This window comes from Pseudomonas sp. LAMO17WK12:I1 (assembly GCF_900177315.1).
GTDB lineage: Bacteria > Pseudomonadota > Gammaproteobacteria > Pseudomonadales > Pseudomonadaceae > Aquipseudomonas > Aquipseudomonas marginalis.
Genome location: NZ_FWZV01000008.1, coordinates 83,100 through 110,099 on the forward strand (window position 1 = coordinate 83,100; position 27,000 = coordinate 110,099).

Annotated in this window: 16 protein-coding genes and 2 pseudogenes; 8 read left to right on the plus strand and 10 right to left on the minus strand. The window is 54.1% G+C overall.

Annotation, left to right across the window (positions count from 1 at the left end; translation table 11 throughout):
* Positions 1-504: 504 nt before the first annotated feature.
* Positions 505-1,491, plus strand: a complete 987-nt coding sequence (locus B9N88_RS16665; RefSeq protein ID WP_027605341.1) for a PDDEXK family nuclease — start codon at positions 505-507, stop codon at positions 1,489-1,491.
* A 122-nt stretch (positions 1,492-1,613) separates the two neighbouring features.
* Here B9N88_RS16665 and B9N88_RS16670 read toward each other — a convergent pair whose 3' ends face one another.
* The 6 genes and pseudogenes from B9N88_RS16670 to B9N88_RS16705 form a co-directional block, all read right to left on the minus strand.
* On the minus strand, positions 1,614-2,429 hold the full coding sequence (locus B9N88_RS16670) for a hypothetical protein (protein ID WP_051429341.1): 816 nt from the start codon (positions 2,427-2,429) through the stop codon (positions 1,614-1,616).
* Between the two features lie 328 nt (positions 2,430-2,757).
* Entirely contained in the window at positions 2,758-5,643 is a 2,886-nt protein-coding gene (locus B9N88_RS16675; RefSeq protein WP_081744422.1) for an RNA 2'-phosphotransferase, read from the minus strand.
* 653 nt (positions 5,644-6,296) lie between these two features.
* Positions 6,297-6,408: pseudogene (locus B9N88_RS16685) on the minus strand (transposase); the annotation flags it as partial.
* 100 nt (positions 6,409-6,508) lie between these two features.
* A complete protein-coding gene (locus tag B9N88_RS16690; protein ID WP_027605339.1) occupies positions 6,509-8,035 on the minus strand; it encodes a GapS1 family protein in 1,527 nt (508 codons plus the stop codon).
* 1,023 nt (positions 8,036-9,058) lie between these two features.
* Complete coding sequence (locus tag B9N88_RS16700; protein WP_027605338.1) at positions 9,059-10,426, minus strand: HNH endonuclease; 1,368 nt, start codon at positions 10,424-10,426, stop codon at positions 9,059-9,061.
* Positions 10,427-11,332: a DNA adenine methylase gene (locus B9N88_RS16705; protein WP_027605337.1), complete on the minus strand. Its 906-nt coding sequence runs from the start codon at positions 11,330-11,332 to the stop codon at positions 10,427-10,429. It abuts the gene before it with no gap.
* Between the two features lie 104 nt (positions 11,333-11,436).
* Here B9N88_RS16705 and B9N88_RS16710 point away from each other — a divergent pair, with 104 nt between their 5' ends.
* The gene (locus B9N88_RS16710) at positions 11,437-12,753 is read left to right on the plus strand and encodes a site-specific DNA-methyltransferase (RefSeq protein ID WP_027605336.1); all 1,317 of its coding nucleotides are present in this window, start codon (positions 11,437-11,439) and stop codon (positions 12,751-12,753) included.
* A 682-nt stretch (positions 12,754-13,435) separates the two neighbouring features.
* Here the strand turns inward: B9N88_RS16710 and B9N88_RS16715 are convergent.
* Positions 13,436-14,605, minus strand: a complete 1,170-nt coding sequence (locus B9N88_RS16715) for an MFS transporter (protein ID WP_027605335.1) — start codon at positions 14,603-14,605, stop codon at positions 13,436-13,438.
* Between the two features lie 210 nt (positions 14,606-14,815).
* Here B9N88_RS16715 and B9N88_RS33300 point away from each other — a divergent pair.
* The 5 genes and pseudogenes from B9N88_RS33300 to B9N88_RS16740 all read left to right on the plus strand — a co-directional run.
* Positions 14,816-14,941 (plus strand): annotated as a pseudogene (locus B9N88_RS33300) (DUF6124 family protein); the annotation flags it as partial.
* A gap of 352 nt (positions 14,942-15,293) precedes the next feature.
* Positions 15,294-16,226: a chemotaxis protein CheV gene (locus B9N88_RS16725; protein ID WP_027605334.1), complete on the plus strand. Its 933-nt coding sequence runs from the start codon at positions 15,294-15,296 to the stop codon at positions 16,224-16,226.
* 75 nt (positions 16,227-16,301) lie between these two features.
* Positions 16,302-17,417, plus strand: coding sequence for an HD-GYP domain-containing protein (locus B9N88_RS16730; protein ID WP_081744421.1), 1,116 nt, complete (start codon positions 16,302-16,304; stop codon positions 17,415-17,417).
* A gap of 132 nt (positions 17,418-17,549) precedes the next feature.
* Positions 17,550-19,712, plus strand: coding sequence for a methyl-accepting chemotaxis protein (locus B9N88_RS16735; RefSeq protein ID WP_027605332.1), 2,163 nt, complete (start codon positions 17,550-17,552; stop codon positions 19,710-19,712).
* A gap of 150 nt (positions 19,713-19,862) precedes the next feature.
* Positions 19,863-21,302, plus strand: a complete 1,440-nt coding sequence (locus tag B9N88_RS16740) for an ArnT family glycosyltransferase (protein WP_027605331.1) — start codon at positions 19,863-19,865, stop codon at positions 21,300-21,302.
* 15 nt (positions 21,303-21,317) lie between these two features.
* Here B9N88_RS16740 and B9N88_RS16745 read toward each other — a convergent pair whose 3' ends face one another.
* Positions 21,318-21,806 carry a TIGR00645 family protein gene (locus B9N88_RS16745; protein ID WP_017253710.1) on the minus strand — a complete coding sequence of 163 codons (489 nt, stop codon included), beginning with the start codon at positions 21,804-21,806 and terminating at the stop codon, positions 21,318-21,320.
* Between the two features lie 164 nt (positions 21,807-21,970).
* Between B9N88_RS16745 and B9N88_RS16750 the strand changes: the two genes are divergently transcribed.
* On the plus strand, positions 21,971-23,794 hold the full coding sequence (locus tag B9N88_RS16750; protein WP_081744420.1) for a hypothetical protein: 1,824 nt from the start codon (positions 21,971-21,973) through the stop codon (positions 23,792-23,794).
* Positions 23,795-23,800: 6 nt separating this feature from the next.
* Here B9N88_RS16750 and B9N88_RS16755 read toward each other — a convergent pair whose 3' ends face one another.
* Positions 23,801-24,118, minus strand: a complete 318-nt coding sequence (locus tag B9N88_RS16755) for a PA4575 family protein (RefSeq protein ID WP_027605329.1) — start codon at positions 24,116-24,118, stop codon at positions 23,801-23,803.
* Between the two features lie 299 nt (positions 24,119-24,417).
* The gene (locus tag B9N88_RS16760; protein WP_027605328.1) at positions 24,418-26,856 is read right to left on the minus strand and encodes a Lon protease family protein; all 2,439 of its coding nucleotides are present in this window, start codon (positions 26,854-26,856) and stop codon (positions 24,418-24,420) included.
* Positions 26,857-27,000 lie beyond the last annotated feature (144 nt).

A 27,000-nucleotide genomic window follows, 5' to 3' on the forward strand; every position in this document is an offset into this window, starting at 1 on the left:
CCGCCCGGCCGATCAGTTCGTGTGAAGTGAGGGTCTTAACCTCGATTACCGTAGCCGTTCGCAGGCTTCAAAGCTAACGGTCAATCCAAAATTTCAAGGCATAACGGAACACCAGCCCTCCCCCGGCTGACCTCGGTCTGCGACGGGCAGAAAACGGCCATAAGCGGTCAGTCACAAAACGGCTGAATCGTATCGGGTACCCGATCTGCGCGTGGTCCTGACTCCTTAACCGGAGTCGCGTCTGAGTCCACACGGAGAAGGTTGGTAGAAGTACTACACTAGACGGTCTGGCGCCTTAGAAATTGCGATAACGGCCACGCTGGGGAGCCTTTCGTGCCAGCAAAGCGAGGGGCCGATGGGAAGCTATGCTCAATCGATCACTGAAAAAGCTGACGACCCTATATTGTCAGCGGCAGCTATCTACCCACATCTGGCGATCATTATCCGCTGACTGTCTTATGTCTGCTGTGCTTCAGCCTCACTCCGCCTAATCTAGGAACGCAAATGAAATGGAAGAGCAGGAATCTAAGAGAACTCGCCCACATTGTTTGTGGCGACTCTGAGCACTTTCGGTATCGTTCAAGCAGTTACATCACTGAGTTCTTTCAAGATTGTGACTTAGATTACACCCACGACGGTTCAACCCGCTGGGCATGGGTTGCAAGCAGACTGGAGGAGGTGTTGGCTCTCCCGCATGCCAGTCCTTCGGTTCCACCTGATGCTTTCATTCGGATCATCCGTGCAACTCTCGACAAGGGCGACGCGCAGGAGGGAGATCCGGACAGGAGCAGAGCGCTTGCCGCGCTTAACGCTGTTCTGGTGCGAGAAGGTTGGGAAGCGTTCTTCGACGAGCACGGCCTCGGCCAGTTGCGCCACAATGCCACTAACACCATTGCGCAGATAGCGAACCCGCATCGGCCGCTTACACCAGCGGAGATGGAACGCCGAGAGCTACTCACCACATACCTCGACAAGTGTTCTGAAGATGAGCTGATCGAGGAGGTGCTGCTGCCGTTATTCCGTCAGCTTGGGTTTCATCGCGTAACCGTAACGGGTCACAAAGATAAGGCGTTGGAATATGGCAAGGACGTGTGGATGAAATACACCCTGCCGACTCTCCATGTCCTCTACTTCGGTATCCAAGCAAAAAAGGGTAAGCTAGATTCAGCGGGCGCAGGAAGACCTGGTTCATCGAATGTCGCCGAGATTCACAATCAGGTGAACATGATGCTTGGCCACGAGATTTTCGATTCGGAACTGAATCGACGAGTCTTGGTTGACCACGCATTCATCGTCGCGGGCGGCGAGATAACAAAACAGGCAAGAAACTGGATAGGCAACAAGCTAGATGCCACGAAGCGCTCTCAGATCATGTTTATGGACAGAGACGACATACTCAATCTTTTCATTGTTACGAATCTACCATTACCAAAGAGCGCTTTGCCTCTCCCGAAAGTTACAGTCACCTTCGACGATGACATACCGTTCTGAACCGCAGCTTTTCAGAATCGTAAACATTAGAAGCGAAACCATTAATTTGGCTTCGCTTCTTTATTTCTTTACGTAGCCTATTTACGCTCTTTATTTACACGGCGCCGCTCTGAAACATAAGTTTAGCTAGGGACTTGCACAGGCTTGCCATCGACTATTCTGTAGTTCCTTTCAATGATTTTTATCGGGTTCGACGTGAAACTCTCTACCGTTGTGATCTGAGTGATGTCCGATAGGTCCCCAATATTTAGCTCTAACGCCCCTCGATCATTTAGAGCCTCAGGTTCAGCGCCAAAGCATAGTCTGTACTCTCGTTGCCAAGCATACTCAATGGGTTTGCGAAACAATCCTATCGGGCCGCTGTAGTCGCTAAAATCTACGTAATCGACCTGGCCGTAGCCACCTTCAAAAAAGGGAGAGTTATAAAGGAGAGGGTGGGTCGCGATGGCTTGTGAAAGTCTTTTAGAAAACTCTGCATGGTTCGTAATACGAAGGACATGGGTACCAAACTCTCGGAAACGCTCACTGAATTGCAGCATTCCGTTGTCGAGTCCCCAAATGTGACCGTCATGTCCGGCTGATACAGAACCCAGGCAGTACACCATGACGGTTTCAGGTCGAGGTAAATTCAGGGTCATGATTGTCTCAGGGTTCAATACGATTTCGTCGTGACCTTCAACCTGGAGTGCGAGCTCGCTGACTACCCCATCCCTAATACCAGAGCTGAGCTTAAGGTACACATTTTCAAGCTCGTCCCTTCGAAGTGCAGCGCCGGCTTCACCTTCAAGCTTCGCGAAATAGTCGACGCTATTCATGTAAAGCAGGCCACGCTGCAGCGCCTGTAGTCGATCTAGATTAGCCACCTTGAACAGCATCCAACATTGCTTGTTAGGCACGCGATCAGGTATTGCTTGCATCTGCACTTCACCAGATACCATCTTTCCCCCTATCTGTGCAAACACAGCTCCTAGCTGGGTTTGAATAGTTGTTAACGATTAGTGCATTCCATGACCCCTATGTCAATTCGCCATAAGGTCAGCATGCATCAAAAAAACAATAGCCTACGAGAGCCAAATGCGGTTCGCATCGAATGGCCGCTTATGACAGGCCAGCTGTCGGCCAATAGCGGACAGTCAAGATCAAAGCTAGGAGGAGCCCAGAGCAGATTCTGGGCTCCTGTTTCTCCCTCTCCTTAGCAAGCAAAAGATAAACTGCTAGAAGAAGGCGAAGGTTGTTAGTTTCATCTATGGGAAAGGCTGCTTATATTTAGCGAGACGCACCAGCCTCCTCAATAAAAGGATTAATTATGGAAAGGCGATTTGGCAGAACGTGCGCTGACACCCAAATGCCTTCAGCGACGGGCGTTTCATCATTGCTTTGCTCTATCGCAAGAACAACCGGAGCGCCCTTGCGTTCGCCTACCGCGATGGCCTCCTCAGCAACATTTGTCAAATGCACCATACGCCGCGCCATCGGTATTACTCCGTCCCTCACGATCCTATCGAGTACGGACCAGCTAGACCCGTGATACAAAGCAGTTGGTGCTCCCAACTTGATACCGGCATCGATAACGACTTCCAGTGTATGCCCGTAAAGAGCTCTAATTCGGCCGTCTCTTACCTCGAATCTTGGCTCGCCGGGATGTTCTGCAATAGCGAGTAAATGACTCGAATCCACTTCGAGTAAGCGAGCTAAATCCTCCATGCTCGCAAACCCTGTGTCATCCACAGGTATTCCGTTGCTCGGGCCGTAATGGCGAAGTTGATAGGACATTGCCTTACTCAATCGCCTATGGTCATGGCTAGGCGCGGATTCAGTTACTTCATTGTGTTCTATGCGGGAGAGAGCCTGAAGCAGTTCCCGCGCCAAATTTTGGATTAAGTCAGTGCAGCATTCTGAGATCAGACCACAGAGCTCCCGCGCATGACGTCTCAGGTGCTTCCCTGCCTCTTTTTCCGTTCCTAGTCGTAGGGCCCGAGTAATAGCGAACCACCCGTATGCGACAGTTAAGTCTGATTCACTAAGTGCATGGCCCATTCGGCCGAGATATCTTTTCATAAGCGCAATTCGCATACGCCAGCCGTCCAGGTTCGCTTGTATAAGCGCATTGTCTTCTATGAGTTGGACAACATCGTATCCAATCGGTATGAACTCACTAGATTCAAGATCAATGGCTACGATACGCCCAGCCGGGTCAACAATCCAGTTTGATGCATGACCGTCTCGTTTTCTAACCAGCGGTAGCTCTGCAGGAAAAAGTGTACGCAGGGAGTCTACAAAACGGTCAGCTTGTTCTTGCTCGAAGAGGCTCCTCGACCACATTTTGAGGTAGTCTTTTAATGGTCGCCATGCTGATTTACCCTCCGGAGGTCTTCCTGCAACGTTATGATAGATAGCGAGCAAGTCTGTGATCGGCTCTAGTACGGCTAAAGCCTCTTCCGCAGAAAGCTCGCTCACCAATCGTCCCGCTGCTCGCTGAGATACGTGTACCCATCGCCGCTCGTCTTCAGACGGAACTTCAACAATCGCGAGCGAGCGAGGCACTTCAAACAGACTCGTATCTCCCCGAGAAGCGATCACCTTCCGTAACGAGGTCAACATCGCCGCCTCGTGGTCTGCCTTGTCTTTAGTGGTACGCTTGAAGACGAAGGTTTCAGAAAGAAATCCGCGAGCGTCAGCAACAGCGAACACCTCGTTACGCCCACCCAAATTTGATCTTGCGTAGATTGGGGAATTTAGGGCTAGGATAGCTGCCTCACGCCAACTGCCTGAGGTATATGACGTTTCACCACCTGAAAGCCCATCTAGGTAGTCCTTCACTCGCGCTATACCGATTCTCGGAAGCGGCCAAGTGGGATGTTGATTGCAAAGTTCAGAGAATATATCTTGAGCACTATGAGCCAAGTTTAAATCGTTAGTTCGCTTAGCTACTGAAAGTGCCGCGGCTCCAGCCTCCCATTGAACGTGCCGGTTAGACCGAGCCATTTCAGACAGTGACCTTGTTACATTTACGTACCTAGATAGATCATTAGGCTTAAGAAGATCTGATGGACCATCTACCATTTGACGTAGAAACTGTGCGCTCAACACGGCAGCTGGTACAGACCCTCTATCTGTTAGAAGGTATTCTAAATTATTGATTACACATCTAATAATTCCCCACAATTTAGGAGAAGGTTGTGTAGCCATTAATGCAAGCAGTCCCCTTGGTATTGCCATCGACCTTGCTGGCAGACTCAACTGAGTCTGTTTGGCCGCTTCAACTATGGTGGATAAAACGCGGCAACGCGCTTCATCAACTGATCCCCTAGGGCGAGAGTAGGCCAGCTTACGTTTCGCTATTTTTAGCTGTTGGAGTCTAACGGTTCCAATGCCGGAGCCTGAGAGCAACGCTAGACGGAGGCGGGCCTCAACCTCTGCAAGTTCTGATCCCTCAACGATATTTAAATTCTCCGAAAGTAGCTTTAGCGCATCTTGCAGAAGGTTTTCGTCACCAGTTTGGTCAAATTGTTGAACCAAGAGCTCAAGTCGGTAAGTAAGTGTTTCAGGTTTCAGATTCCCAAGAGTCATAGACTCTTTAGAATAAGATAATGCTCTTGACACAGTGGCAGGCGAAACTTGAACCCATCGCCCGATCATTGCGACGGCAGTTGCATACTTACCGGTAGCTATTCGCCTAGCAGCCTCACCTAATTCTTGACTTTCGATGGAGAACCTAAATTCGGAAAGGGCAACCCGGTACCGTGCAATGGCTACGTCAATCTCATGACCTGCGAAACTCCCCTTAGCATCTTCATATAACGCGTCAGCGGTTCGATATGCAATATTGGCTAACGACTTCGAAAAAAAGTCTATCCTAATAGACCTTAATGAATTATTCATATCAACAGGGTTTCGTCGCATATGTTCAAGTATCAACATAAACACTGGCGATGGAGCTATCTCTTTATCTTTCAGGATTTTTCGCCACATCTCTGATGCTGCAGCATGTCCGTCTGCGTTGAAAAGTAAGAGTAAATCCAAATGCATTGGGCTTGAGGTGAGCCAAGCTGTTGAGGAGGGTGAGCCAAGGTAGCCAAGAGTACTAAGGACTTCTCCCAAATTTGGCGCCCAAGCGTTCAATGCATTTAAATATTCGTCATTTGGCGTCATGATCAATCCATTTTCCACGAGCTGTTGAGGTTTTTTCGATTACAAAAAAAAAATTTGCTGTTAGTCCTGAGCTACATAATGCTTAGCTTCAATGCTAAGGGAAATGACTATTTGAACATTTAATGCGACTAACGGTATCTAGGTGTTCGGAGCCGATTGGGATCGTAGAGGCGCAACGCTACTATGGCTCAATCCACCTCGGTTACTGGCATTCCATCCACGCTGGATGTTTGGACAGCTAAATGGTATTTGGGCAACTGCTGTTGCGCTCAGAACGCCTTTGATTCGAGCACATTCGAAAGACTCCATTGGCCGCTAGCAGTCGCTTGCCGTTGTGAGATTCTGGCCGATTGTTACCTGTCGCGAAGGGCTGCAATCGACCCTTAGCAGCCTGTCGCAGTGAGCAGCGGCCCCAAGCTTTCTCTGATTAAAGATCAGTGATTTGTGTGTCCACGATGCCCTTGGCAAACCCACTCCAGAAGACTTGAGCTGGTGTTGCAAAACCTGTATAGCGCTCACCATTTAGTACCCATCCCGCAGCTTCCACTGCGGACAAAGGTGCGTAGGTGTAGCCATTGGCAGTGTCGATCACGTAGCGAGCGATAGAGCATCTGATCGAACGTCCCTTGGTTTCGCCAGCCCCGAAACCGTTAATACACCGTTGACCATTGGCCAAAATGGTCTGGCATATCTCGCCAGGCAGCACCTGGGCAGAGCCCAGAGCACGCCATCGAGCATCAGTCGATCGCTCAAGCGCGGCCGACCTCGGCCATTGGTTGGACTCTACGAAATCTCAGCGTTCGAGGGGCGGCAATTGGGTTTCTCGGTATTTCGTACAGAGCCTAAAGAGCACCCATAGCATCCGTCATTGAGCATACTCAGAGAGAAAATCCTCCGCTTGCTCATCAAAAGCCCCCCCTAACTCATGATATTCTGGCCACGTAGAGAGGTGAGCAGCAAAATAATATTTTTCCGTTTCAAGGTTTGAGTCCGCCTCCTTTGCTCGCACCATTGCTTCATTAATGGTGATTTTCCCACTGCCCACAAGATGCATTAGCGACTCAAACTCATCAATACTAAAAAAATATATATTCTCCAAAGGAATCCTACTGCACTCTGAATAAGACGAGAGACTGCGGGCCACCTCCCCGCGTATTAAATGATCCAAAAATAAAGCATTCCCTATACAAAGGGACTTATAGGTCACCACAAACAAAAAGTTTCTAGCCTGGCTTCTGATCCCCCAAGAGCAATCATTAGTGCTGTCCAGATTTATTTTTACCTCTTGCCCTTGCTCAACAGCCTTTAATAGTGAGCTTTTTATTGACCCCTTAAGTACATCACTCAAGTGCGTAAACTTTGCGCGATCGGCAAGCTCTACCCCTTTCGCATCGACAAAAATATTTTCCCCGCCAGAATGAATTAGAAAATCAACTAGCTTACTCTGCGTACCCAAAACCTTTTTTAAATCATCTTCCGTACGAAAAGGGAGTTTCGACCGCCGAATAACATCGCCAACATAAGTCTCAAATCGCCTACCAAACCTAATAGGGAATTTAGTCGTTCGCTTTAGTGCATCATAAACAAAATAATCTAAAGACTTAGATAAAACCTTTCTGCTAACGCACCAGTATTCTAAGCCGCATTTTATTATTGGAAAATTTAAAAATGGCGTCTGCTCAAGAAATTCAGCAGGCCGCCTGCAAGAAGTAGAAAACTCCCTGAACTGGCTGCCCACAAGGGCAACATCAATAGAAATCGCAGTTAGGAAGTTTTCCACGTCATCAAACCTGAACTTTGAGACAGGCAAGTCATGCACATGAAATTTATAAATTTTCCTAGCTTCCAGAATGGCTACCAGAAAGGCTGACAACTTAAGAAATGTGTCAAGCCCCAATCCATACTTTGAGCTGAATTCAGTTTTAAAGTAATCATTACCTTTAGCTCTTGAAAACATTTCCCGCTGTCTCATTATGCCTTTTAGCGATACAAAACGCTGATATGTATATTGCTGATATATCATTGCTCTACTATACAACTCGGTTGGTTCGTACTCATCCGGCAGCCGTGAATAATTCGAAAGCTTTACAACCAACATCTCTAGAGCTTTCAAGTCATTAGGAAGCATCTCTCTTTGCTTTCCGATCAGGCGCCCGGGATCCATAAGCGCCCACTTCAACACCACTATCCAAAGCCATGGAAGCGCCATAAGCCCGTTCAGGTCATCAGTGTTGAAACTATTAATTTTTTCGGCGCACACCGCCAAAATGCTAGATACGGTATATTTTCTCAAATTATTTCTGATTGGCTTATAACGTTCATAGAATCCCGCCTCTGTTACAATCCACCTATTACCTACAGCAGTTGGCACCTCAGCCGCTTTCTTACACATCGCCCACTCCTATTTCCTCATCACGGCAATTAAAATTGCATTGACTAAATCACATTACCTAGCACAGCGCACGCCGGCGAAATTGCTCAATACAATATCGCCAAGGTTACTTGCTAACGAAAATCCGCACTACTAGCGTACTGCGAATTTAATTAACTGACTCAACTGCTCCCGTATCTTATTCGTAGCGCTGTGCGGTAAGTGCTTGCCAGCAAAAATTGCTGCTGGATTAATTGGCAGGTAAGGTCAATAGCTGCTGTCCGCGACTGTTCGAGCCAACGTTAACCCAGTTCTCATGATACAAGCGCTCCACCAGAAGGTCGCCTACTGCGCTGGACATTGCCTTCTCCCGTCCTGGGACCGATAGGCGTCGTGTCGAAAGCAGCGATAATTTCTTGGTGGTCTGGACAAGAAGGCTATGCGACTCAAATGCCTGAGCGTGAGTGAGCGCTTACCGACTGCCTTGGGGCCACTTATATGGTTCCTGGCTGGACCGAATTACAAACGCACCGTGGTGGCACACTCCAGTGTTCGAACGTCCGCTATGGGTCGATTCTGTTGAAAAAGTCGGTTTTCTCAAACTGCCAAAAGACTGATCGGTGAAAGCGCCTCTTTTACGCACTGCTACGTGAAATCTGAGTCTGAATGCCTTTACGGCGATTCAAAATTTCAATCTCATGCGCGTACTTTTCTGCCGTGAAAACCACATCCGACTTTTTCAACAGAATCGGTCGTTTTCTGACGGTCGCGACAGGCAGAAAACGGCCAAAAGGAGCCAGTCCAAGGCATCCCGGAAATTAGGGCCGATTCAGTACCTGCCGGCGGTCTACGAATTAGAAATACCCAATGCAGGCGACATTGCGAATATCCGATTTGCTATGACAAAGACGATAAGCCAGTCGGAATCAACTGATACCAAGGCATTGAAGTCCGTGCCTTGGCTTTACTTAAATCAGCTTTAAGGGCCGAAGCATATATTAAATCCGGTATACCGCATCGACTCACACAGCAATCAGACATCAGCTATTCAATCAGGGTAGTCAATGCTCGCCTACGCTGAAGATAATCTAACTTAGGCAAGTTGCCTTTAGGCACCGCAAGAGTGCATTTATCATAGGGCAGAAGCTGATTACGTAGCGCGCCGTCACTTCCAACTTTTCCCCAATCGACAGAAATAGTAAAGTCGTCCAGAACCATTAGGTATCCTTTCTCGAAAGCTCGGTCTACGAGAAGCGAAAGACAGATACCATTAGACGGATCCAATCGGATACTTTGATCGACACTCCATGGAACAATATGCGAAGCCACAAGAAAATCCTTGTTCTCGATTCCAGTTAAAGCGCACTTAAATCCATAGTTAGTTTTGACTGCTTCTGCAAACGCCCTCTGAGCACTACCCCTGGTTTTGACAGTCGCGTGAGAATCAGCGACTTCATAATTTTCTTGTTTTATCTGACCTCTAAACTCTTCAACCTCATCAGCAGAAACCTCTAAAGTCTCAGCCGCCGCGTCGCCTTGCGGGACCATCGGAAATCGTGCCTCTAGCATCTCTAGAAAAGCACTAGCGGACGCCGCCAGCGTTTCATCAAGCGGTGAGAGCTGTAACCATGCGTCATGATTAAGAGCAGGATCGAAAAACAATCCATAGCCAGGATTTCGGAGGTACGCAGCCAATGCACGAGCCGTCGCAGCATCAAGCGTTTCGATCAAAGAAAGCGGGCTTTCCATTGCAATGAGCCGTGCAAAAATATCGCTAACTTCTGCATTCGGTACCACGCCACCGCTTGTGATTGTCGACCACTGAAGCGCTGAGCTTTGCGACGTTTTAGCAGCTAACCTCTGAATACTCTGCGGAACAAGCTGCATGTCAGCCCAAGCATAACTTGTACTCGGATTATCCAGATAAGCACGTAATTGCAACGTGCCGGGATCATCCTGCAATTTAACTGCTATTAAGTACGGCTGACCCGCTCCACGACTCGCGAGTAATGCAAACTCATTCTCGGCATCGGCTATATCAACGTGGGACGGATCGCCAGGTATCGTCTCGGCGGTAGCGTCGCTTGTCGCGACGGCCATCTTCCAGACCTGGGGAGCGCCAATACTTGTTTCCCACTTGAGGTGTGGACGATCCGCAGAACGCAGGACGAGCGTACCTGTAGCCGTTCCTGTTGGCCACTTGTACGTCAGCGACGCCGAACCGTTCTCGTTTGTCTCTGGAAAGAATCGCTTTACAGCAGCAATAAACTCATCCTTTCTCGACAGCTGAATATAGTCTTTCGTATATGTCTTGTTCACCGCATCACTGCGGCCAAGGCGCCCATACGTTGCGCGATGCGCCGAGGGCCCGTAATAAATCACGAGCACCCATTCCACTGGCAAAGCAGACATTCAACCTCTCCCGATGATGATCGCCTCCGGCGACCGATGTGCCTCAACCTCACGCCGACTCTGTGCTGCCAGCGAGCGGTGGGTTGTGAATTTTATAATTTCAGTGTCAGGAAATAGCTCGTGTACTGATTCAGTATCGCGATTAGACATAATCCATTTCACCCCTCTCCGAGAAAGAGCGGCGCAAATATCTGCAAGCTCAATAAGGTCAACCGCCTCAAAGGTTTTTGCAGTGTATTTGTTAAATTTTGCAGTCGGCTCTTTTTCAGTGTCCGGCTGAGAAAATATGGGCAAATATGGGGGATCAAGATAAACAAAATCACCATCTGAGGCTGTCTTCAGCACCTCTCGGAAGTCGGCAGCAACGATATCTGCCCGAGACAACACCTTCCCTATCGTCGCCATAGTAGCGTCGTCGAAGCCTTTGAAGCGACGGTCGCCCCAAGGTGCATTCATCGCCCCTGTGCGAGAATTCTCACGCCATAGGTGGTTCCAAGACACACCGTTTAGGTAAAAGAACCTTGCAGCCCTCTCGATGAGGGAAGTTGGAGCAGCCGAGCGAACCTCGTAGTAGAATTCCTTGGAGTCATTCTCCATATACCAATCGAGGAGCGGACGCAACGCAGGCTGATGGTCTCGCATTGCAATCCAGGCCGCTACGAGGTGTTCATTGAGGTCTGCTAAATATGAGCGACCGGAAACGCGCCCAGCACAAGCCAGGAAGACCGCTCCTCCACCGAGAAATGGCTCGTAGTAATTTTGAATAGTGTCAGGCACGTGCGGAAGAATGCGAGAAAGCAATCGCGATTTGCCACCTACCCACCTGACGAAAGGCTTGATGGGTGGAAGGGTGGAGCTGACAAAAGGTAGTTCTACCTGATCCAGTTTTGAAGCACAGTTATCCATTTGATCTCTTTCTTTTTGCCGTTAAATCGGCTAGAGGTATTTTAACAGGATGTATGACGTAGGTAACGCATCACCGTCTGATACGTCTCAACTCTGGAGCTTTTATGTCTGAAATTCAGCTTGTTTGGCCGAACAAAGACTTGGCACTGCGCGCCTCAGGCGGGAGTAGCTACGAGTGGGTGCAGCCCACAGATCCTCGACTCAGTGAACCTTTTGACGTTCAGGCCCTCACGAACCATCCGATAGACTCTCAGACGAACGTACTAGCCATTGGCGACGGCCTCGATGTTCTGGAGGCTCTGCGCCAACGGACATCAGTCCTCGACGGAGGCATCCGGCTCGTCTACATAGACCCGCCCTTCAACACGCAGGTTGATTTTCGACAGTACCGTGACACCATGAATAGGTCGATGTGGCTTAGCATGATGCGCGACCGACTCATTGCAATTCGCCCACTGCTTGCCAACGACGCGAGTATTTGGGTGCATCTGGATGACAGCGAAGTGCATCGTGCCCGAGCAGTGATGGACGAAGTCTTCGGCGAAACTGCATTCGTGACATCTGTTATATGGCAGAAGAAGACTACGCGGGACTCTCGGGCAGCGTTCTCCTCAAATCACGACACCATTCTTGTGTACGCCCCGAGCGGGCCGAAGAAATGGAAAACCACTAGAAATCTGCTCGTAAAGGACAACGCCCATCTCCTTAATAAGGATGACGACCCGCGAGGTCCATGGGGAGATGCTCCGTTTACAGCTCCCGGTTTTAGGAGCGCCCAACAATACGAAATCATTGCGCCATCTGGACGAGCCCTACGTCCGCCACGAGGCCGCTCATGGTATGCCACAGAGCCCACTTATCGAGACCTGATAGCAGACGATCGGATTTGGTTCCCGAAGGGCGGCGACGGATCACCACGTCTCAAGCTTTTTGCGAGTCAGTTACGCGGCCTTGTCCCATTCACAGTTTGGGGGACATCAGATACCGGCACAAATGACGATGCTAAGCGCCATCTTCTGTCAATGTTCCCTGATAAAGAGGTGTTCGATACGCCCAAGCCTGAACTGCTCCTCGAACGCATCATCCACATTGCCTCTAACCCAGGGGAGTTGGTGGTGGATATTTTTGGAGGCAGCGGGACGACGGCAGCTGTTGCTCACAAAATGGGGCGCCGATGGGTAGTCGCGGAGCGCAATGCTCAAACGGTCTTAGACTTCATGGTTCCTCGACTGACGCACGTAGTTGATGGGACAGATCCAGGAGGGGTAACTGACACGACCTCTTGGAGCGGCGGCGGAAGCTTTGAGATGATCCACGTTGCACCACGGTTCGGAATATTGAAGGGGATTGAGAGGCCCGAATATGTTAAGCCATGGCTGGACAAACTACTCCCTGCCCGTATGTTTTCTACTGCGTCTTAAGTAAGCACTTCCTCGATGTCTGAGAGCACATGCCAATTGACTTAGGACTGAAATAACCCCGCCCAAAAGGGGGATCATTAGCAAGTTCGAATGTGTCGCGGAATCCGAATGGAAACAGATGGGGGACAGTTATGTCCCCCGCTAATGACCAGCAAAATATGGCATAGAACTGATAAAAGCCGGCCACGAGCCGAGCGAACATAAGGTTTAAATGGCGAGAGCGAGATGGAGTAAAGGCGCACCACTGAAGCTTAAAGCGCTACCTGCCTTGGTTGGCCCCCTCAGACCAAGTGGAATCCTGGCCGATCACACCTCAGAGCCTTGCAAATGGACTTGGTATTCCAAAGAGTATTCCAGTCAAAAAATAAAAATAATTAAATATACAAAAAACAATAGGTTATGTTTCGGATTCAGATTACCCCGGCCCACCACTTGATCAACTAAAGACGTCCACGGACGTCTTTTTTTGTGCCTGAAACCCAGCAAACACAAGGTTTTGATGACCGCTTTGCGCTTTCTAGCGCTTTTTGAGTTCCAGACGCTTTGGTATTCCATTGGTATTCACGGCTGCCCAGCACCAGTCTTGGGAAAGCCCCCCTGCCCTTGTGAAGACGACGTTCTCCGAATTTATCTCCAGCAGAGGCCCAACCGGCATACAGCGCTAAAAAGGTACAGACGCAATTCACTCTGATGCAGGAACTCTACGCAACATCAACATTGCAATGAAAACCGCACCGACTGTCCCCACCGAGATCATCAGCCCATGCTCGCTGACATAGGACACTGTGGCGCCCGTGGCAATGGGACCCAATACGCTACCCAAGGTGTAGAACATCGCAATCGCCGTCATGGCGGTGGACACTTGATGTTCGCCCACCCGGTCTCCCGCCTCGATCACTGCCAGGGTGTTCATGCCGCCAATGGCGCCCCCCCAGAGGAACACGGTAATCGTCGCCAACCAAGGGAGCGGCTGGCTGAACGGAATAGCGAGGGTGCCCAGCAACAGTATCAAGCCGCAGATTAATTGACCGACCTTGTAGGAACTGCGGTCAGCCATCCAGCCGATCGGCAGTTGCAGGACGGTGCCTCCAATGCCGAACACCGATATCAGCAGGGTGGCGGCGGTCAATAGATAACCGGCCGAGAGGCTGTAGCCGGCAAGGAACGATACGGATGAGGTTTCCGAAAAGCCTGCGATAAACGCACCACACAGCGCCGTGGGGATGACGCTGAATAACTTGCCATGGCGTTTTTCCGCCGGGGTTTGCGGTCGCGTATCGTAGCCCTTGAGGGTTAAGGCCAGCGCGCCGGATAACAACACGATCACGGCACAGGCGTAGTAAGGCGCGGTACTCCCGACGCCGAATACCACCAACAGCAGCGGGCCAACGGCAATACCCAGGCCCATCAAGGTCTCATGTACGCCGATCGTCCGGCCGCGCTCGTCTTTCGAGGCGACCGCGAGGATCCACGTATCGCAGGCAATCCAGCGCAGGATCAAGCCAATACCGAGTACGAAGTTCAGCGAAAAAATCAGTACCAAATGGGTAGTCAAGGTCATACCGATCAGCGCGGCAATCGTCAGCGCTGCGCTGAGGATATTCGTCCTGACGAGCCCCAAATGGGCCAGCAAGCGCGGAACCCATTTGTAGAGCAGCAGGATCGCCAACCACGAGGCACTGACAATCACCCCGATCTTTGCCGGCTCGACCCCATGCTGATCCAGCGAAAGCGACAGCAGCGGAGTGACGGTACCTATCTGCACGATCTGTGACAGGGCCGAGAGCGTGTTTATCTTGGTGAGCGCAAACCAGCGTTGTTTGTCGGTGTACTCAATACCGGTATTTTCCATTCGTGACCGACCTTGGCTAGACAGCGCTAAAGTGTTCGAACAACCACGGGCAGAGCTCACCTTCGGGCTTGTGGAACAGCGCACTGATGGTGCCCAGAGGCGTCCAGTCGGCCTGGATGCCTTAGAGACTTTCGAGGAAGGGTAGAGCAATTTCCAGCACCCGACGATGATCCATCTGTTCCGGCTCGACTATCCCGCGGTGAAGCATGTATTACGCACCGGTCCCCCGAGCCCCTGCTGATTCAAGCAAGCGAAACCCTCGCCTCACTCAACGCCATGACCACCGACCAGGCCTTCGGGTTCGAAGGTGCCAACCGTCACAAGCTACTGGCCACCTAACAATTGATCGTGCCAGGTGAACTGATGGTCGAACGAGTGCTGGTACTCACCCAAGACGCGCGCGCATTCCAGTAACAAGAAAGGCCGAGTCGCATTCAGCGTCTCGGCCTTTTGTTGTCATACATCCACCCTGCTATTTTCCAATCTTAATCATTATCAACTCCCAAACCAGCAAGTTAGCCAACTAACTATTTTCAAACATCCGCCTGAATAGCTAATCATCCGCGTCGCTGTTGCTTTAACGATAAACCCCTCGATTATTTTTATTTCACATATATTTTACATTCCCCCACATATGCTAATGTCATTACGACATCAACGCTGTTCCAACCAGAATCAAGGGGTGTGTATGGCAGGTGTAATGGCATCCGTTAACAGCCGTACACAACTGGTCGGTCAGAACAGGCTGGAATTATTGCTATTCCGCTTCAACGACCAACAGCTGTACGGAATCAACGTCTTTAAAGTTCGGGAAGTTATCCGCTGCCCCAAGTTATCTCTACTACCAAAGTCTAATAACAACATTTGTGGCGTTGCCAATATACGCGGCGCTTGCATTCCTATTCTAGACCTCGCGATGGCAACGGGGCTGCCCGGGATCACGGATAAAGAAAGCGCCTTTATTATACTTACGGAGTACAACAACCGCGTTCAGGGCTTCCTGGTGTATGCGGTTGAACACATCGTCAATTTGAACTGGGAAGATATTCATCCGCCCCCCAAGGGCAGCGGCGACAACAATTACCTGACGGCCGTTACCCGTACCGATGATCGTCTGGTCGAAATCATCGACGTGGAAAAGGTGCTGACGGAAATCTCGCCCTCGTCCGAGGAAATATCCGTCGGCGTGGTGGATGACGCGGTCACTCAACAGGCCAGGCATCTGCGTGTGTTGACCGTGGACGACTCGATGGTGGCGCGTAAACAGGTGACCCGCTGCCTGGAGACGGTAGGCGTCGAGGTGGTCGCCTTGAACGATGGGCGCCAGGCGCTGGATTACCTTCGGGCCATGCTCGACGAGGGGCGCAACCCGCATGAGGAATTCCTGATGATGATTTCGGACATCGAAATGCCGGAAATGGACGGTTATACCCTGACCGCCGAAATCCGCGGTGACCCGCGCATGGCCAAGTTGCATATCGTGCTGCACACCTCCCTGTCGGGCGGTTTCAACCAGGCCATGGTCAAGAAAGTCGGAGCCGATGACTTCCTGGCGAAGTTTCGCCCGGATGACCTGGCAGGCCGCGTAGTCGCGCGTATCAAAGCCGCGAGCCCGATCTGAAAGGTAAGACAACACTGCTCAAGCCAGGGAGGCTGATGAGATACATATAAGAAGAACATCAACAGAGGGCATACCATGTTGAAGTGCAATGAACTTAATCTGCAGTCGCCTGACGGCGAGGCAAAGCCCTTCTGGCGGGGCGGTGCACCTTCAGAGGGGCCGTGCGCCCTGGGCTGCGGCGCTCCGCCAGCCACCCAGCCCCCAACAGCTGCTCCGGTCATCGCCGTCGTCCCCACCTCCATGCAGGACGAGTTGGTCGCCGCACAGGAAATCTGTAGCCGCGCCAAGACCGCCGTTGTCGAAATGTTCGGCCATGCCCGCATGGGCCGGGCCCTGGAGCTTGAAGACGTCAGTGCACTGGTGGACGACATTTCGAGCTCGATCGCCCGCCATCCCAATGCCTTTATCAGCCTGGCACGCCTTAAAAGCATCGACGACTACACCTACATGCATTCGGTCGCCGTGTGTGCGTTGATGATTGCCCTGGGCAATCAATTGGGCCTGTCCTCCGCACTGATTCGTCGGGTCGGGATGGCCGGGTTGCTGCACGACATCGGCAAAATGGCCATACCAGGTGCCGTCCTCAACAAGCCTGGCCGGTTGAGCAGTGACGAATTGCAGTTGGTGCGCACCCATCCACTGGAGGGGGAGAAAACCCTGCTGGCGGCCTCGCAGATGTGCGAAATGGTCGTGGATGTGTGCCTGCATCACCACGAAAAAGTCGACGGTACCGGCTACCCCCATCAGTTGGCGGGTGACCAGATCAGCCTGGTGGCCCGGATGGCGGCGGTATGCGATGTCTACGATGCAATCACCTCGGACCGTTCCTACAACCAGGGCTGGGACCCCGCCGTCGCCATCCAGCAGATGTCCACATGGGACGGACACTTTGATGACGAGGTATTTCGTGCGTTTTTAAAGTCCGTGGGTATTTACCCGATCGGTTCTATCGTTCAATTGAAAAGTGGCAGTATCGGCGTAGTCATAGAACAACATCCTGATTCTTTATTGACGCCAAAAATAAAAGTGTTTTTCCTGCCCGTTCTGAATATCTATGTAACGCCGAAAATAATAGACCTGAGTGATCCCGCACAACCCGACCGGATTGTCGCGAGGGTGCCGCACCAGCGTTACGGTTTTAAAAACACCGACCGTTTATGGCTCGATGAAGAGACGCCCAAAGAGCACTAAGCAACACCCAGCGCTGTACCGCATGTATATGCCTAAGCAGCCAATGATAAAACACTATGCCTTGTGCAAAGAAAGTACCGGAATGTCGACATTCGATGATGTTGGCGACTATTAGCATGGGCAGGAAATATCATGAAATTCAACTCACTGCAGACTCGAATTTGCTTCACCGCCGGACTCTGCCTGTTTATCTCCTGTGCGAGCCTGGTGCTGTATGGCCTCTATTCCTCGAACGCCAACCAGGCCTATGTAGGTGCTGAAGTTTCAACCCTGATTGAAAGCGCCACTATCCGCGAAGTGCAAAACCTGGCTGAGGCGCGTGCCAATGCCATCCAGGCAAAACTGCAAAACGCCTTGGATTCGGCCCGCACAATGGCCAATACCCTGGGAGCGAGTAAAAGTGCCCAGAGCCCGCTGAGCCTGGGCCGCGAGCAGATCAATGCGATGCTGCTCAGCGTGCTCAAGGACAACCCTGACTTCAACGGCACGTATTCATGTTGGGAGCCCGATGCGCTGGACGGCCAGGATCAAGCCTTTCGTATCAATGAGGGCGGTAACAACCCGCTGACGGGCCGCTTCACGCCTTACTGGACACGCAGTTCAGACGGCCATATCGCCGTGCAACCGCTGGTTGAGTACGATTCCGATGCCCGCCACCCCAACGGTGTGTTGAAGGGCGGCTGGTATTCCGGCCCGCGGGACACCCAGAAAGAAAGCGTGCTCGACCCGCTTCCCTACGTGGTGCAGGGCAAAAATGTATGGCTGACCACGCTGTCGGTACCGATCATCGCCAATGGCAAGTTCTACGGCGTGGTCGGTGCAGACTTCGACATTTCGTTTATCCAGAAACTCAGCGAACAAATGTCCGCCGACCTGTATGGCGGCAAAGGCTCGGTGTCGATCCTGAGCAATCAAGGGTTGGTGGTGGCCGATAGTAAACGCCCGGAGCTCATCGGCCAGTCGCTGAAAGCCTTGCTGCCCGGCACATGGGAAAAAGTGTTGGCCAATGTACAGAAGGGCCAGGGAGACAGTCGGCTCAACCCGGACTCACAGGAAATCGAAGTGCAGATGCCGATCAACCTGGGCCGCACCGGCAAGCCCTGGGCGATCGTGATCCATCTGCCCAAGGCGGTGGTCATGAGCCAGGCCATTGCCCTGGAGCAGGAACTGCAGTCACGCGGCGTCAAGAGCAGCATCTGGCAGGTCTCGGTCGGCGTGGGTATCTCCTTGCTGGCATTGCTGGCGCTGTGGTTCGCCACGGCGAAAATCGTCGGTCCGATTCGTGAAGCCGCAGCCCTGGCCGCCAACATCAGCCTGGGGGATTTCTCGCGCCGGCTGGTGCAAAAATCTGAAGATGAAGTGGGCCAGTTGTCCTTTGCCTTGAACGATATGTCGGAAAGCCTGCAACGCCAGGTGCGCGTAGCCGAGCGAATTTCCGAAGGGGACCTGGATCTGGAAGTGCGCCTGTCCTCGCCCAATGACACCCTGGGCAAGTCGTTGGAAAAAATGGTCGGCAACCTGAACACCTTGATTTCCCAGGTGCAGGCCAGCGCCACGCAAATCACCGGCAGTTCCGCGCAGGTCACCGAGTTGAGCCAGTCGCTGTCCGACGGCGCGTCCAATTCTGCCTCGTCCATCACGGAAATCAGTGCGGTGATGACCCAGATGGCAGCGCAAACCACCGACAACGCCGCCAATGCGAAGAAGGCCGACGAGCAATCCCAGGCTTCCCGCGCCGACGCCGGGGAAAGTGACAAGTTGATGAGTGAATTGATCGCCGCCATGGCGGAAATCGACAACTCGGGCAAAGACATCACGGCCATTATCACCACCATCGACAACATCGCCGCTCAAACCAATCTGCTGGCGCTGAACGCGGCCATCGAGGCCGCCCGTGCCGGCGAACTGGGCCGTGGCTTTGCGGTGGTCGCCGATGAGGTCAGGAGCCTCGCCGCCCGCAGCGCCGAAGCCGCCCAGCAAACCGCCGCGCTGATTGCCGACTCCTCGACCAAGACCCAGCGCGGCATGATCATCGCCGGCCGCACAGCCGACTCGTTGAGAAATATCGTCAGCGGCACCAGCACGGTGTCCAGCCTGGTGTCGTTGATCTACCAAGCCTCCAGTGAACAGGCTTCCGGCCTGCAGCAGGCGAGCATCGGCCTGGAGCAGATCGATGAAGTCACCCAGCAGAATCAGGTCAACTCCCAACAATGCGCGGTGGCGGCCAAGAACCTGTCGGAACGGGCCAGTTCCATGCAACAGGGCCTGAGCCGCTTCAAAGTCAAAGCCTCGTAATGCCTCACGCGAAGCCAGGGGGGGACATCAACCTCCTGGCCCAGCGCTATAAACCCACTCCCATTCATGAAATATTAAGAATCGCCTCCCTATACTCACCGATTGCGAGCCGTTCTCCCGAACGGCCTTCTGCCTCGGTAGCCAGACTCCATGACGCGCCCCGCTCCCCTGCTGCTCCTGCTTGCTGCTCTGTTGTTCTTCTTTGCCCTGGGAAACCACGAACTGCAAGGCTCCACCGAGGCCCGCGTCGCGGGGATCGCCATGGCCATGCACCTGGACAATGACTGGGTCGTGCCGCAACTGTTTCGTGAACCCTTCCTGGAAAAACCACCCCTGAGCCTGTGGCTGGACGCCGGAGCGATTCGCCTGTTCGGCGGAACGCCTGGGGCGGTCCGCCTGGCGTCGGCATTTGCCGGTCTGTTCAGCGTGATGCTGTTCTATGGAATGCTGCGCCGGTTCGGGCGCCCGAAAACATTGGCCTTCAGTGCGGCGCTGATCCTGGCGACCATGGCCAGCTACTGGAGCAATGTGCGCGGCGTGGGGGAAGACTCACTGCTCAGCCTCGGCGTGACCACCGCGCTGCTGGCGTTCTACCAGGCGATGCGGCCTGAGTCCGAGCGCCAAAGCTCGACGACCTGGGCCTGGGCGCTGTTTACCGCCGGCATGGTGATCGCCACCTTGAGCAAAGGCGTACTGGGCCTGGCGATGCCGGGCATCGTGATTTTCGTGTACCTGGCCAGCACCAGCCTGATGGACAGGCGCCTGCGCCTCGCCGACTGGCTCAAGCCGGCGCTGTTCACCCTGCTGGCATTGGTGCCGCTGATGATCTGGTTGTGCTTCCTGTTCCAGCGCGGCGGGATGCAGGCCGTGGGCGAAGTGCTGTGGACCAACAGCGTCGGGCGCTTCAGCGGCTCGTTCGTGGAGGCCGGGCATTACGAGCCGTTCTACTACTACATCGCCAAGCTGCCCGAGGCCTTCCTGCCGTGGAATATCCTGGTGTACCTGGGCCTGTGGCACTTCCGGAAAAGCCTGGTGCGTAACCGCTACCGCCTGTTTTTCAGCGTATGGCTGGTGGCGCAATTCACCCTGCTGACGCTGGCCTCAAGCAAGCGCACGGTTTACCTGATGGCCCTGACACCGGCCGCCGCTGTACTGGCTGCGGAATATGTGCGGGTGCTGCTGAAATGGCTGAAGGATCACAAGCCGGCGTTGTACGCCTATCACCGCCGCGTGATTGGCGGCGTTTTTACCCTGGCAGTGGCGTGCTACCTGATCGCTGCTTTCTGGTTCGCGCCCAAAGCCGACGTGCGCCAGTCGTTCGTGCCGTTGATCAGTCAGATCCAGGCACTGCAAGCCGAAGGCAAGGAGGTGGTGTTGTTTCAGCCCAATGAGCGGATCGCCGGCGCCAGCGTGTTCTACACCCAGGCCTACCTACCGATCCTGCAGACCGAAGCCGAGCTTCAGCGCTTTTTGACCGCCAAGCCCGGCAACGTCGCGCTGCTGGACCATACCAACGACTTGACCACCAAGGTCACGGTGATCAAGGAGATAGCCATCAACCGCCAGCCCTACTACTTCATCGAGCAGTAAGGCCAGCGCGGGGCATCAGTGCTTGGTGACCTTGTCCAGGTAACCCATGGCGAAGGCCGAGATCACGAAGGTCATGTGAATGATCACGTACCACATCAGGTGTTGCGGATCGACGTTCTTGGCGTCCATGAAGATGCGCAGCAAATGGATGGAGGAAATCGCCACGATGGAGGCCGCCACTTTCATCTTCAGCGACGAAGAGTCCATGGTGCCCAGCCAGTTGAGCTTTTCCTTGTTTTCATCGATGTCCAGCTGCGAGACGAAGTTCTCGTAGCCGGAAATCATCACCATCACCAGCAAGCCGCCGACCAGGGCCATGTCGATCAACGACAGCAGCACCAGGATCAGCTCGGACTCGGCCATCGAGAACACGCTCGGCAGCAAGTGAATCACTTCCTGGAAGAATTTCAGCGCCAGCGCCAGCAACCCGAGGGACAGGCCGAAATAGATAGGCGCCAGCAGCCAGCGCGAGGCGTACATAGCATTTTCGATAAAGCGTTCCATTGGATCTCACACAGCATGGCTAGAAATGGCGGCGAGTATACCAGCCGCTATAAGACACCTGTAACCACGAGAAAACTGACCTGGGCGGCATCTGTAAGAGAATTTTTCTGCTAGTGTCGAGCCCAATAACTCGGCTCGATGACGTCGGACAGGAAAAAACTCAGATGATGGATGTGCGATCCCCTTTGGCCAGCGTTGGCCTGTGCGCCGCCTTGTTGCTGGCCGGCGGCTGTTCCCCAAGCGATGAGCAGAAACAGGCCACCCTCGAAGAGAAAACCGCGAAGTTCGAGCAGTCCCTCGACAGCATCCAGGATCCGAAACTGCGCGACGCCATTGCCGACCTCGGCGGCTCGCTGCTGCTGCTGGAACGGGCGCGGGTCAAGCTCGCCACCAAGCCCATCGAGGCCGAATACGGCGAGGACACCCTCGCGCTGCTCAAGCACTACCCCACGCCGCAAGGGCTGGTGGACACCTACATCAATGGCTTGTTCGTACTGCGCAAAGCCTCACATTCCGACTACCTGACCGATCTGCAGCCGGTCTTCCCGTTCAACTTCAATGTGCCGGACCAGTTCCCCTTCCCCCACGGCCTGGAATGGCAGTCCGTCACCTTAAGCAACAACAAGGTCGTGCCGTTCCAGCCGGAATGGTCGGAAACCGATCCCGGCATCCAGTTGAGCCCCAGCAGCTCCAACCTGACCAACCCGGATGACCTGACGGTCACCTACCCGTTTATCGATGGCATCGAGACGGAAAACAAAAGCCAGCCGCAACCCGTTCGCCTCAAAGGCGCAGTGGAAGTGATCGCACCGGGCAAAGTGCTGACCTTCGACTTGTCGAAAAAGGACGTCGGCCACAAACGCACCGAAGGCAATATCACCGTCAACCTGCTGCTCCTGGAAAAGAACTACGCCGAAATCGAACTGACCAACAGCCAACCACTGGCCCCCGAAGTGGGTGACGAATCGCCCAACCCCTTGCTGGTACAGGCACGGGACGGCACCGGACAATTCCTCACACGCTCGGGTTCGATCAACGAAAGCAGCGCGCAAGTCGAGTTCTACCAGAAACAGTTGGCCGAGATGCAAAAACAGAAGGCCTGGTCCGATGGGTTTGAAAAGCAACTGGTCGATGAGCAGAAAGCCTTCGAACACAAGCAGAGCAGCCATTACGCCAAGGTCTATTTCAATGGCCTGATCGACACCCTGCAGATCAATGTGCTGGATTTCTCCACGGCCACGGTCACGCGCAAGGACCTCGACCTGCCGGTCCTGCGCTTCGACAAGAACAGCCTGGAAAAAACCGTACAAGCCTTGCCCATGCCGGTCACCGTGTACGACGACGGCGCCGCCAGCTGGCTCAAGGACGCCTCGTTGACCGAGGAACAACTGAAGAACAGCGTCACCATCAGCCAGTCCGTCGAAGACGCCAGCGCCGCCCATATCGTGTTCGACCACCCATTCACCTTCAATGACGACCTGGTGGGCAGCGAGCGCAACAGCAGCGAATCACCGGTGACGTTTTTCACTGCCGATGAGAAAGGTGAACGCGGCGAGCCCATCGAGTTACCGACCGAGGCGTATGAATTGAACCCGGCCCGCGGCACCCTCACCTACGACCTCAACCTGTTCCCGGAAAACCCGGCGTTTGTGGTGGGTTCGATCCCGCTGTTCCTGGCGACTATCGAGAAAGGTGACATCGATGCGGCCAAGCTGCCCAAGGGTTTATCACTCAAGGACAACGCACTGATCGTCGACCAAAAGGAGTTCCCGGCCGACAGCTGGCGCTTCTATGCCAAGGACGCCAGCGGCAACTACCTCAAGGAAATCCTCGGCGTCAGCCACCGCGCCGAGGAATACGGCACGGCCTTGTTTGACGTGCATTACTTCTACGGCCAGCCGACCGCACTGGAAAGCTACCAGCGCACCGACCTCAGTACCGTGCAATACGGCTTTGAGGTCAAGCTGGACAAACCCGAGAGCAAATAACCGCGCCTACAGCGCCAGTTGCTCATGGCTGCCATTGAGCTGCCGCAGATGGGCCTGCATGTGCAGGCACCAGATCTGCGGGTCACCCGCCAGCTCATAGCCGTGCAGGGTCAGGCTGTCGACGATCGATTGCAGCATGCTTTCTGCCACGAAGGGCCCATGAAACGGGCCCTGGGACTTGATTGTGGAAGGCTGTTCACCCGTCATTCCGGCGGCAAACAACAAGGTCCACATCCCGTTATCCCCCGCGAGCGGGCGAACGGAACATTCGATTCGGGTAACCAGGCCGAAGCACTGGCGGGTAAGGCAAAGGTTGCGCGGCATGGCGGCGACCCTCGGTAGATCGGTGTTCAGCCTCAACCTATGGCGAGGCTGTTTCTATCCAGCGACTCCTGTGGATATCCCTAAGGCTCAGAATAGAATAAAAACATGACAAACCAAGGCTGTAGGGACCAACGGGCGTTGGCCCCTCAGAAGGACGTCAATTTAGTGACGTAACCAGATCCAAATGTGGGAGGGGGCTTGCTCCCGATGCAGTGTGTCAGTCGACATCTACATGACTGACCCATCGCAATCGGGAGCAAGCCCCCTCCCACATGTTTGATCCGGCCTGGCCTCAGAACTCAGGTGGGCTTGGCTTCGGCCAGCGCCTGCTGCGCCAGTTCCTTCTCCGCGTCCTTCAGGTCTTCCTCGCTGATCATCTCGGCAATCGCGCGCAAGCGCTCGACCACGCGGGCATTGACCGTGCCTTCCGGGAACTGCCCCTCGGCGTCCGGCTCACCGGCATCCTCGCCCACCAGCAGGCTCAATGCCTCGTCGGCCTGACGCACCGCATAGATGTGGAATTGCCCGGCGCGCACGGCCTGCAACACCTTTTCATCCAGCATCAACGTGGCCACGTTCGCCTGGGGAATGATCGCCCCTTGCTCGCCGGTCAAACCGCGGGCTTCGCACAGGCGGAAGAAGCCTTCGATCTTCTCGTTGACCCCGCCCACGGCCTGCACTTCACCAAACTGGTTGATCGAACCGGTGATCGCAAAGCACTGCTTGAGCGGCGTCTTCGACAAGGCCGAGATCAACGTGCAGGCCTCGCCCAGGGACGCGCTGTCACCGTCCACGTAACCGTAGGACTGCTCCAGCGCGATACTCGCCGAGATCGCCAGCGGAAATTCCTGGGCATAGCGGCTGCCCAGGTAACCGGTGAGGATCATCACGCCCTTGGAGTGGATCGGCTGCCCGAGGTTAACTTCACGCTCGATGTCGACGATGCCGCTGCCGCCCGGGTACACCGTGGCGGAAATCCGCGCCGGCACCCCGAACGCCGAGTCACCGACCTCCAGCACCGTCAGCCCATTGCACTTGCCGACCGCCGCGCCGGCGGTGTCGATCAGGATCACCCCGGCGAGCATATCGTCGAGAATCCGCGCCGACACCCGCCCGGTACGCGTGGCCTTGGCCTTCAGCGCGCGCTCGATATGGCCCGCATCGGTCATCTCATCGCCCGCCAGGTGCCGGATAAAGTCCGCTTCGCTGACCAGCTGGAACAAATCCCCAATACGTGCCGACAAACGGCCCTGGTGCTCCGCCAGCCGTGCGCTGTAGGTGGCCAGGCGCGCCACCGCGTCCGAAGTCAGCGGCGCCATGCCTTCTTCCGAAGTGCGGGTCTTGAGCAACTGGGCGAACTGCTCCAGGCTCTCGTCCACCATCGGGATGTCTTCGTCGAAATCCACCAGCACCCGGAACATCTCCTGGAAGTCCGGATCGGCGTCCTGCAGCGCGTAATACAACTGGCGCGAACCGATGATGATGACCTTGACCTGCAACGGGATCATCTGCGGGTTAAGGGTCACGGTGGCCAGGCGGCCCAGTTCGCCCAGGGGCGATTCCATCTTCAGCTTGCGCGACTGCAGGGAACGCTTGAGGGCGTCCCACACAAACGGCTCGCTGAGCATCTTCTCGGCTTCAAGAATCAGAAACCCGCCGTTGGCACGGTGCAACGCACCTGGGCGTAACTGCCGATAGGTGGTGTACAGCGCGCCCTGGTCGGTGCTGTATTCGATACGGCCGAACAGGTTGTCGTAGGTCGGGTGCGGTTCAAACACCACCGGCGCGCCACCGTTGACCGCATGGCCCACCACCAGGCTCGGGCAGTATTGCTCTTCGAGCAGCTTGCGGGCCTGGGCGTCGGTCTTGGCGTCGTCCACCAGTTGCTCGACCACGGTTTTCAGCAGGTACACCTGCATGGCCTGCAGATAACCGCAGACACCGGCGTTCTCCGCGTACTTTTCCGACAGCGGTGCGAGCAAAGGCTGCAAGGCCAGGGTGATGGTTTCTTCGTTGAACTGACGCAGTTGGTTGTTGGACTCGCGCTTCCACTGGGGCAGGCTGGCCAACTCCTCGTTGAGGCGTTCTTCCAGCTCGGAAATATCCGTGTGGAAACGCTCGCGATCCACTTCCGGCAGCTGCGAGAACTCGGCCTCATCCAGGGCCTTGCCGTCGAGCATCGGGGTGAAGGCGATATTTGAGCTGTCGCGGTACAGCGCCACGTCCTTTTCCAGGGCCAGGCGCTCGATCACGTCCAGGGCCTTGTCATAGCGCTGGTTGAAGGCACGGTCGATGGCACTCTTGCGCTGTTGATAAGTCGGGTGTTCGAACACCGCCGGGAAGGTCGCGACGAGGTTGTCGACCAGGCCATTGATATCGGCAATGAACGCGGCCGCACCGCCGCCTGGCAATTCCAGGGCGCGGGGTTCGCGAGGCTCGTCAAAATTGTTCACATAGACCCAGTCCGCCGGGGTCTGCAGGCGCTTGCCCTCGGCTTTCAGGTAGCGTTTGACGAACGAAAAGCGGCCGGTGCCCGGCTCGCCCATGACAAATACGTTGTAACCGGGGCGCGGCATGGCCACACCGAACTGCAACGCTTCAACCGCACGTTCCTGGCCAAGCACACCGCGAAAGGGCTCCAAATCATTGGTGGTCGAGAAGCTGAACTGTTCAGCGGAGAAAGGGCGAGTCAGCGCTTCGGGCGCTAGACGCAAGCTGGCAGCAACAGGATCAGGCATCGGGCTTCCTTACATCAGGCGGGGCAGATGACGGCATTCTGGCTCCCTGTTGCGCGCTCTGGCAAGGCGCGCCGTTGGGAAACCCTGGACACGGGAGGCGCCCTGCAAAAAAAATCGCGACATTGCTGATTGTTTTATAAAAAC